Annotated in this window: 7 protein-coding genes and 1 tRNA gene; 3 read left to right on the top strand and 5 right to left on the bottom strand. The window is 60.9% G+C overall.

The annotated features are described in order from the left end of the window. Positions 1–382 precede the first annotated feature (382 nt). Positions 383–2,164 carry a tRNA adenosine(34) deaminase TadA gene (gene tadA, locus I2H81_RS09405; protein WP_195645366.1) on the bottom strand — a complete coding sequence of 594 codons (1,782 nt, stop codon included), beginning with the start codon at positions 2,162–2,164 and terminating at the stop codon, positions 383–385. 51 nt (positions 2,165–2,215) lie between these two features. On the opposite strand from tadA, the gene I2H81_RS09400 reads away from it, so the two are divergent. Beyond that, a tRNA-Ser gene (locus I2H81_RS09400) sits at positions 2,216–2,305 on the top strand. A 3-nt stretch (positions 2,306–2,308) separates the two neighbouring features. Here the strand turns inward: I2H81_RS09400 and I2H81_RS09395 are convergent. Beyond that, on the bottom strand, positions 2,309–2,893 hold the full coding sequence (locus tag I2H81_RS09395; protein ID WP_195645365.1) for a TetR/AcrR family transcriptional regulator: 585 nt from the start codon (positions 2,891–2,893) through the stop codon (positions 2,309–2,311). A gap of 212 nt (positions 2,894–3,105) precedes the next feature. Between I2H81_RS09395 and I2H81_RS09390 the strand changes: the two genes are divergently transcribed. Further along, complete coding sequence (locus I2H81_RS09390) at positions 3,106–3,657, top strand: LemA family protein (RefSeq protein WP_195645364.1); 552 nt, start codon at positions 3,106–3,108, stop codon at positions 3,655–3,657. A gap of 559 nt (positions 3,658–4,216) precedes the next feature. Here the strand turns inward: I2H81_RS09390 and I2H81_RS09385 are convergent. Together I2H81_RS09385 and I2H81_RS09380 are read right to left on the bottom strand one after the other, a co-directional pair. After that, complete coding sequence (locus I2H81_RS09385; RefSeq protein ID WP_195645363.1) at positions 4,217–5,269, bottom strand: branched-chain amino acid aminotransferase; 1,053 nt, start codon at positions 5,267–5,269, stop codon at positions 4,217–4,219. Positions 5,270–5,558: 289 nt separating this feature from the next. Next, positions 5,559–6,206 carry a DedA family protein gene (locus I2H81_RS09380; protein ID WP_195645362.1) on the bottom strand — a complete coding sequence of 216 codons (648 nt, stop codon included), beginning with the start codon at positions 6,204–6,206 and terminating at the stop codon, positions 5,559–5,561. A 223-nt stretch (positions 6,207–6,429) separates the two neighbouring features. Here I2H81_RS09380 and cysE point away from each other — a divergent pair, with 223 nt between their 5' ends. Continuing rightward, positions 6,430–7,134, top strand: a complete 705-nt coding sequence (gene cysE / locus I2H81_RS09375; RefSeq protein WP_195645361.1) for a serine O-acetyltransferase — start codon at positions 6,430–6,432, stop codon at positions 7,132–7,134. A 108-nt stretch (positions 7,135–7,242) separates the two neighbouring features. On the opposite strand, the gene I2H81_RS09370 is transcribed toward cysE, so the two are convergent. After that, on the bottom strand, positions 7,243–9,249 hold the full coding sequence (locus tag I2H81_RS09370; RefSeq protein ID WP_229108163.1) for an ABC transporter ATP-binding protein: 2,007 nt from the start codon (positions 9,247–9,249) through the stop codon (positions 7,243–7,245).

Here is a 9,249-nt window from a genome sequence, read left to right as displayed (position 1 = left end):
GCCCGGATGCGTCATGCCGAAATGGCGCGAAGCACGCGGTTGACAAAACTATAGAGACACGTCCCAAAAAGACTGGTCTGCTGCCGTGCCACAAAAGGGGCCTATCTACTACGTTTAGGCCGCAGGGGTCAACCATAGCCGGCTTTTTCGAAAATCGGCAAGCTTTCTACCTGCGGTTTTAATTTCACAAAATCCGGGATGGTCAAGGGTGCTCGGCTAAACGTAGTAGATGGCCGCATTTCATGGCGGACGGTCCGACCCAAGGCCCAAGGCGACCAGCCTCGGATAGCCATTCTCGAAGTTGCGGTGGAATAGTTCCTGTTTTTGCCGCCTGAGCCGCCAAACAGGAACTATTCCACCGCAACTTATAGGGAGTTGGGTTTTAGAGGCGAGCGAGGTCGTAGGCTTGGGCGGCTGATTCACCGGCGAAGATGAGGTTGGTTGTGGCTTCCTGAGGATTGAGCGCCTGGTCGAGGGGCATGGGCTTGCGGCAGATCGGCAAAACCAAGTCAATACCCTGCCCATACACCGCATCCAGGTTGTCGGCACGACCGCCCACGACGGCGACCACCGGCTTGCCATAGCGCTTGGCACGGCGGGCCACGCCCACCGGCGCCTTGCCGGCAGCGGATTGCTCGTCCATATTGCCCTCGCCTGTAATGACCAGGTCGGCATCGCGCACGCGCTCGTCAAACCCAATCAGATCGAGCACCGTCTCCACGCCCGAGCGCAGCTCCGCACCGAGCGCTAGCAGCGCGGCGCCCAGGCCGCCGGCGGCGCCGGCGCCGGGCACGCCGAGCACCGAGCCAAATGTCCGCGCACCCTCGGGCACGCGCAACAACCCCTGAGCCCGCGCCCCGGTAATTGCCGCATCGAGCAGGCGACCATAGCCGACCATCCAGCTGTCGTACCTGCGCAACACCTCGTCGTCATCCGTCGGCAAGCCCTTCTGCCCACCAAACACCGCCAGTGCGCCTCGACGCCCCACGAGCGGATTCTCGACATCGGAAAGCACCACGACGCGCGCGCCATTCAGCGCCCGAAGCGCTGGTGCCAAATCGATACTCCCCACGTGTTCAAGGCCTGCGAGACCGGGGGCGATATTGCAGCCACGCTTATCGACAACGTGCGCGCCCAGCGCCTGCAGCATGCCGGCGCCACCGTCGTTGGTGGCGCTGCCGCCCAAACCAATATAGATAGTCTTTGCCCCGCCACGAACCGCACGGAGCATCAGCTCACCCACGCCATAGGTCGAAGCCGCAAGCGCCGCCGATTCCGTGCAAGGCGAATACCCAATACCCGCCGCCTCGGCCATCTCAATAACAGCAGATTCGCGCTCGCCGTCCACCAGCATCCGGGCAGACACCCGGTCGCCCAAGGGGCCTGCAGCCTCGCAGGTCGAGAGCTCACCGCCGCACGCGGCAACGGCATCGAGCGTTCCCTCGCCGCCATCCGCCAGCGGCAGCGCGCTTACCTGGGCATCGGGCCACACGCGGCGCACACCTTCGGCAACGGCCTCCTCCGCCTGCGCGCTCGAAACGCTGCCCTTAAAGGAATCAATCGCCAGCAGCACACGGCGGGGCCGGCGGCACGCGGCACCAAAATCGACCGCCTCAACAGCAATTTCTTCGACACACGCGAGCGCCTCGGCATGAGCGGCATGTGCCTCAAGATCGGCCCCACAACCGCAGCCAGCACCATCGGCGCCACGCAGCCCACTAAAATAACCACTTAGCACCGCGCGACACTCGTCTGCCAGGACGCCGGCGGTCACATTAAACCGATGATTCAGGCGCAAATCGGCGTTGAGGTCGTATAGCGACCCCAGAGCGCCCGCTTTAGCATCGGCCGCGCCGTACACGCAGCGCCCCACGCGCGCGTTAACCATAAGCCCCGCGCACATGCAGCAGGGCTCGAGCGTCACGTAGACCGTACAATCGGAAAGACGCCAGCGTCCAAGCGACTGAGCGGCGGCGCACAGGGCCGAAAACTCGGCATGCGCCGAAGGATCCTGGTCGAGCTCGCGGCGATTATGCGCCCGCGCGACAATCTCGCCGTCGCGCACCACTACGGCTCCGATGGGCACCTCGCCCACCGCAGCGGCGGCGCGCGCCTCGGCCAGCGCCTCACGCATGAACTTCTCATCGATTTCGGTGATCGTCATCGTTCGCCTTCCCTGTTGCAAATCCAAAACGATGCTATCATTACGACTCACGGAGAGATGGCAGAGCGGTTGAATGCGGCGGTCTTGAAAACCGTTGAGCGCGAGAGCGTTCCGGGGGTTCGAATCCCCCTCTCTCCGCCACTCTTAGTGACCCACCGGCGTCATGGTCCGCTCGAACAGTGCATCGACCACGTCGGCGATTTCGGATCGGCGCTCTAGTACGTGGCCCGATTCCCACCACATAGTGAAGAGCCGAATAATGCCGCCGGCGACAAACTCAGACGTTGTCTCGAGCGATACGGGCGCGAGCGCGTCCTCGTCAAGCGCGCTCATCACGCGCCCGCGTATGGAGCGCGCGATGCGGTCGCAAATCATGCTGGTCAGCATACCCGACATACTGCTCGCCAAAATGTTATCCATGAGCTGCTCATGCGCCAGAATCAGATCCATGGCATCGGCGAACACTTCGTGGCGAAGCGCGCGCACGTCCTCGGCGCCCTCCGCGCCATCCGCATCGGCCCGCTTTTGCGGCAGGCCCGACATGAGTTCATCGATATAGAAGGCAAAGTAATCGTTTTTGTCGCGGAAGTGCTTGTAGAACGTCGTCCGACGAATCATAGCGCGGTCACACAGCATGGCAACCGTCACGTCCTCAAACCGATGCTCTTCGAGCAGCTCAGTAAAGGCCTCGAACAGGGCCCGATAGGTTTTCTTGATACGAAGGTCCATATATATCGCCCTCCTCAAGGAGAAGACAACGCTCACTAATCTGTCGCATATCTTACACCTGTATCGCCCGCCCCCTGGCGAATGGCCTTACCTTGGTGGAAACATAACGCTTACCGGAAAGTTCGGTATCGCCAAAGGTTGCGGGTATACTAGTAGCGTTACACCAACGGCAGCCGGCGGAAGACGCCGCGGCCATTCGAAACGGAGACACCATGATTCCCGTCATCATCGGTATCGTTGTTGTCATTGTGATTGTCTGCGCCATCGCCGGCATCTACAACAACATGGTCACCAAGCGCAATCGCATTGATAACGCCTGGCAGAACATCGACACGCAGCTGCAGCGCCGCAACGACCTGATCCCTAACCTGGTCGAGACCGTCAAGGGCTACGCCAAACACGAGCAGGACACGCTTGCCGCCGTGGTCAACGCGCGCAACGCCGCCGTAAGCGCCACCACGCCCGAAGCCAAGATGGAAGCCGACAACGTGCTGACCGGCGCCCTGCGCCAGCTCTTTGCCGTGGCCGAGGCCTACCCCGACCTTAAGGCGAACACCAACTTTACGCAGCTCCAGTCCACGCTCGAGGACACCGAGAACAAGGTGAGCTACGCGCGCCAGAGCTACAACGATTGCGTGCTCAGCTACAACAACGCCATCCAGACCTTCCCGGCCGTCATCTTTGCCGGCATCTTCCAGTTTAAGGAGCGCCAGGGCTTCGAGGCCGCCGAAGCTGCCCGCCAGGCACCGACCGTCAAGTTCTAACAGATCCGCAGCGTATCCTTAATCGGGTATATGCATAAACCGCCTCGTCGAATGCATACTTCGACGAGGCGGTTTCCTTTGTCGCGAAGGTCCCCCTCAAGGCGACGTGCATTTTTGGGAGTATTCAGCATAACCAAGAGTTTCGGGCGCCACGATAAATGCCAAAGACCGCGAATATCCCTACAAATCAAACGCTGTCAGCCCATAACCCCGCCCATCATTCGTAGAAAACATCGAGAAATCCCGATTTTTCGCCCGAGGCCGGTATGCAGGGGTCTTCGATTGCAGAATACTCGCAAAAATGCACGTCGCCACCACCCCCACATGGCGCGAACCAAAACAAAAGCGCGGCCAATAGGCCGCGCACCATCTTTATTCAGATCTATATTGCCCGCAACGGCAGCGCCGAGGTAACGCAGGCCCGAGGGCGACCTTCCTTTCCGGCGCACTCCGCAGGACGAAAGAACCCCCGCCGCACGTAGTGCGCAGCGGGGGTTCTTTCATGTCCGAGGACGCGCCGGAAAGGAAGGTCGCCCTCGGGCCGGACAGCTAAAACAGCTTACGCGACGGTGTAAACCCAGCTGTGCTTATCCTCAACAGCACCAGACTGGATGCCCGTCAGGGTCTCGCGGAGCTTCTTCATCACAGGACCGATCTCGGTGTAGCCAGCCGGGAAGGTCACGGTCTCATCGGCACCGTAGACCTTGTTGTCGATCTCGCCGACCGGGGAGATGACGGCAGCGGTACCGCACAGGCCGCACTCCACAAAGGTGCCGGCCTTGACCTCGGCCCACTCGACGGGACGCTGGTCGACGGTCATTCCCAGGTCCTGAGCAACCTGAACGAGCGAACGACGCGTGATGGAGGGCAGGATGGAGTCGGTGTGCGACTGCGGGACGACAAGCGTGCCGTCCTCCTTCACGAACAGGACGTTGGCGCCACCGGTCTCCTCGACATAGGTGCGGGACTCGGAGTCGAGATACAGGTTCTCGGCATAGCCCTCGCGGTGAGCCTCCATCGTGGGCTTAAGGGACATGGCGTAGTTCAGGCCGGCCTTGATGTTGCCGGTGCCGTGCGGTGCGGCGCGGTCGTACTCGGAAACGCGCAGCTTGACAGGCTTGAGGCCACCCTTAAAGTACGGACCGACCGGGGTCACGAGAATGCGGAACGTGTACTCAGGAGCGGGAGCCACGCCGATCACGTCACCGGAGCCGATCATAAACGGACGCACATACAGGGTTGCACCGGAGCCGAAAGGCGGAACCCAGGCGGCGTTGGCAGAGACGACCTGCTTGACGGCCTCGACAAACTTGTCCTTGGGGAACGGGGGCATCTCGAGGCGCTGCGCGGAGTTATACATACGCTCGGCGTTCATGTCGGGACGGAAGCAGACGATGCTGCCGTCCTCGGCGGTGTAGGCCTTCAGGCCCTCAAAGACCTCCTGGCAATAATGGAAGATGCCGCCGCACTCGGAGACATGCAAGGTGTGGTCGGTGGTCAGGCCGCCCTCGTCCCACTCGCCGTCCTTCCAATGAGCCTCGTAGCTGTAATCGGTCTTCATGTAGCCAAAGCCGAGGCTACCCCAATCGATATCCTTCTTCTCGACAATCATATGTCGCTCCTTACATACACAGTTGCATACTCGCGAACTCGCACGCAAGGACCGAGGCCGACCGCGTCGCAACGTCGCACGCCCGGAGCGTAGAGCCGGACGGGACACGCGAACAGCATCAAAGCCGATGGCACGTCGATTCGCATGCACGAGATTGTACTCCCCGTACGCGTCTGATAAAACGCTTTTCTTTAACTAAGTAAAGTATTTTCATTTGACCGAAACTAAAGAGGCCCGCCACCGTAAGCGGTGACGGGCCTCAACTGCACGGTTTGCGCGCTGGCTCGAGCTACGCGTTCTTTTTGCCCAGCTTAGCCTTAACCAGACCGACCACGGTCGGGATGATCGACACGGCGACAATGCCGATAATCAGCAGCTCAAAGTGCTCCTGCACAAAGGGAATGCCGCCAAAGAAGTAGCCCAGCAGCGTAAAGAGCGTCGACCAGGTAATGCCGCCCAGCACGTTAAAGACAACGAAGTTGCGCCAGTGCATGCCGCCCATGCCGGCGATAAAGGGCACAAAGGTGCGGATAAACGGAAAGAAGCGGCCCAGGAAGATGGCCAGGTGGCCCCACTTATCCAAGAAGTCCTCGGACTTTTTGATGCGCTCGGGCGTCATGGCCTTTACCTTGCCCGAAGCGATGATCTTGCGACCAAAGAAGTGGCCGATCATAAAGTTGCACTGATCGCCCAGGATGGCTGCGGCCCATGCGGTGGCCAGCAGGGCCACGATGTTAAAGCCACCGTTGTGGGCAAAGAAGCCCGAAGCAAACAGCAGCGAATCGCCAGGGAGAAACGGGAAGAACACCACGCCTGTCTCGATAAAGATGATCAGGAACACGCAGCCGTAGGCCATAAGCGGGCCGGCGGCGATCCAGCTGGCAATCGCGGTGCGCGGGTCTTTGAGCAGCTCGGCGATAAAATTGATGAAACCCATGAAGTAAAACCTCTCAGTTGTGGGCGCGGACACGTCCAAGTTGACCAGTATACGGTTGCGGTGCCCCCTCGTGCGCAACCCCACAAAAGCATGACTCCATTACCAGCAAGTTTGCATAACTGACACCTGTCGTGCAAAGCCGCCAAGATTGTCCTTCCTAATCCCTAGCGAATCGCTATACTTTATTGAATCGCATTGCCATGGCGCTAAGGGAGGGCGGTCGGTGAGCTTTATCAATACCATTCGCGAGGACATCAAGACCGTCCAGGCGCAAGACCCCGCCGCGCAAAACGGTCTGGTCATCTTCCTTTCCTATCCCGGCCTGCACGCCAAGTGGAACCACGTGCCAGAGCACTGGCTCTGGGAGCATGGCCATCGCTCGCTCGCCCGTGTGCTCTCGCAAATCACCCGCCACATTACCGGCGTCGAGATTCATCCCGCTGCACAGATCGGCAAGCATTTCTTTATCGACCACGCCATGGGCGTCGTCATCGGCGAAACCACCATTGTGGGCGACAACTGCGTGCTCTACCAGGGCGTCACGCTTGGCGGCACCGGCAACGAGACCGGCAAGCGCCACCCCACCCTGGGCAACAACGTCACCGTGGGCACAGGCGCTAAAGTGCTCGGCAACATTCGCATCGGCAACAACGTCAAAATCGGCGGCAATTCGGTCGTCGTCAAGGACGTACCCGACAACTGCACCGTCGTGGGCGTGCCGGGACGCATCATCAAGCGCAACGGCTGCCGCGTGTTCGAGGAGAGCTTCGATGCCAAGCAGCATCGCGAGTACATGCCCGACGCCGCCGCCGAGCAGTCCGCGCTCAACCGTCAGGGCATCACCGAGAACGCCCGCCGCGTCAAGGAACTCGAGCGAGAGGTAGCCGAGCTCAAAACCCTCGTCGCCAAGCTCGTGGACGAACGCTAGAGCCGGACGGCCACCGACAACATTGACGCCAACGCAAAGGCGCGCCAGAGGATTCACGCCCGGCGCGCCTTATTTGCGATGTGACAAAGGGACTGTCCCTTTGTCACATTATGCGAACTGACTCAGATAGAGGTCGGCGTAGGCACCCTCGGCAGCCAGCAGCTCCTTATGCGTACCCTGCTCGATAATGTTGCCGTGATCCATGACCAAGATCAGGTCGGCATCTACGATCGTCGACAGACGGTGCGCGATCACAAAGCTCGTACGCCCACGCATGAGCGCGTCCATGGCGCGGCCGATGGCGAGCTCGGTGCGCGTGTCCACACTCGACGTCGCCTCGTCCAGGATGAGAATCGCCGGGTTGTTGAGCAGCACGCGCGCAATGGTCAGCAGCTGGCGCTGACCCTGGCTAATGCTCTCGGCATCGTTGGCCACGCGCGTGTCATAGCCCTGCGGCATGGTGCGCACAAAGAAGTCGACCTGCGCGGCGCGTGCGGCCGCCACGATCTCCTCGCGCGTCGCCTCGGGGCAGCCATAGGCGATATTCTCGGCAATCGTTCCGTCGAACAGCCAGGCATCCTGCAACACCATGCCAAACTGCTGGCGCAGCTCGCCACGATCCATGCGGCTCGTGTCCACGCCGTCGAGCGTAATGCGCCCGCCGTCAATCTCGTAGAAGCGCATGAGCAGGTTGATGAGCGTCGTCTTGCCTGCGCCCGTGGTTCCCACCACGGCAATCTTCTGGCCCGGCTCGGCGGTAAACGACACGTCGTGCATAAGCGGCTTGTCGGGCGAATAACCAAAGCGCACGTGCTCAAAAGAGACGCGGCCCTCAACGCGACCCGGCAGCTTGGCGGCCTCGTCCGGCAGCGGATCGGCCTCCATCTCGGGCTCATCAAGCAGGTCGAACACGCGCTCCGCACTCGCCAGCGCGCTCTGCAGCGAGTTGAAAGTAAACGACAGCTGCGTCATGGGTTCGGACGCCTCGTAGATAAACTGGAAGAACGCCTGGAACACGCCGACGGTCATGTGGCCGGCAACCAGCATACTGCAGCCCATAATCGCAATCACGATCTGTGCCAGGCGGCCGATAAAGCGCACCGCGGGGCCGACGGCGTTAATCATAAAGTCGGCCTTGGCACTCACGCGTGCCAGCTCGCCCGAGGCCTGGTGCACCTCGGCAGAACTTTGGCGCTCGCGGTTAAACGCGCGAATCACCAGACGGCCCGAGTAGCCTTCCTCGACCGCACTCGTAATCTTGGACACCCACTCTTGGCGCTCACCGGTTACGTCATGCGTGCGGCGCGAGACCACCTTGGTCACCAGCAGCGACAACGCCGTAAAGAACAAAAAGACCAGCGTAAGTGGCACGCTAAACACGAACATCACGCTCACGGCGCCCACCACGGTACCGATCGACACCAGAAGCTGCAGCAAGCCGCGCTGCATGCTCTCGGACATCTTGTCCAAGTCGTTGGTCGCACGGCTGACGACCTCACCGGGACGATGCGCGTCAAAAAAGGCAAGCGGCAGACGGTTGAGCTTTTGTGCGATGCGGTTGCGTAGGCACAGGTTGAGGCGTTCGGCAACGCTCGACATCAAAAAGCTCTGGAGCGCGTAGAACGAAGCGGCGGCCGTCCAAATCAAAAAGTAGATGAAGATAGTCCTGCCGCAGTTCTCCCAGGTGATGCTGAAGGTGGTGTCGTTGGCAAACGCCACCTGAATGTGGCTCCACAGCTCATCGATCACGCGGGCGCTATATGCCGGCGCAGCAGTGTTAAAGATGGCATAGAACACAATGCTCGCGAACACGATATAGAAGCGCCAATGGTCGCCGGCAGCCTCGCTCCACAGGCGGCGCACCGTCGCCCAGGTATCTCGAGGCGTCTCGTCCTCGTCTTCATCGTCCACGTCGCGCATACGCTCTGCCTCGGCGCGGGCGCGCTCGTCCTCGGCACGTTCGTTTTCCTCGTAGAGCGCTTGGCGGCGAGCCTCGCGCTCGGCTGCAGCCTTGGCGGCGTCATCCAGCTCGGGTGCCACGGCAGCCGTTTCCTCGACCAGTACCGCGGCAGCGGCGTCATCAACGCCGCCCTGCTTCTTGAGCTCCTCGGTCAT

It is taken from the genome of Collinsella aerofaciens (assembly GCF_015561195.1).
GTDB lineage: Bacteria > Actinomycetota > Coriobacteriia > Coriobacteriales > Coriobacteriaceae > Collinsella > Collinsella aerofaciens_AC.
The sequence above is the reverse complement of the archived record's forward strand: the minus strand, read 5'-3'. Positions and strand labels throughout refer to the sequence as shown.

Excerpts from the sequence above, each read along its gene's own strand:
- I2H81_RS09380 (WP_195645362.1), bottom strand. The coding sequence starts at position 6,206 with ATGGGTTTCATCAATTTTATCGCCGAGCTGCTCAAAGACCCGCGCACC.
- I2H81_RS09370 (WP_229108163.1), bottom strand. The coding sequence starts at position 9,249 with ATGACCGAGGAGCTCAAGAAGCAGGGCGGCGTTGATGACGCCGCTGCC.
- I2H81_RS09395 (WP_195645365.1), bottom strand. The coding sequence starts at position 2,893 with ATGGACCTTCGTATCAAGAAAACCTATCGGGCCCTGTTCGAGGCCTTT.
- I2H81_RS09385 (WP_195645363.1), bottom strand. The coding sequence starts at position 5,269 with ATGATTGTCGAGAAGAAGGATATCGATTGGGGTAGCCTCGGCTTTGGC.
- tadA (WP_195645366.1), bottom strand. The coding sequence starts at position 2,164 with ATGACGATCACCGAAATCGATGAGAAGTTCATGCGTGAGGCGCTGGCC.
- I2H81_RS09390 (WP_195645364.1), top strand. The coding sequence starts at position 3,106 with ATGATTCCCGTCATCATCGGTATCGTTGTTGTCATTGTGATTGTCTGC.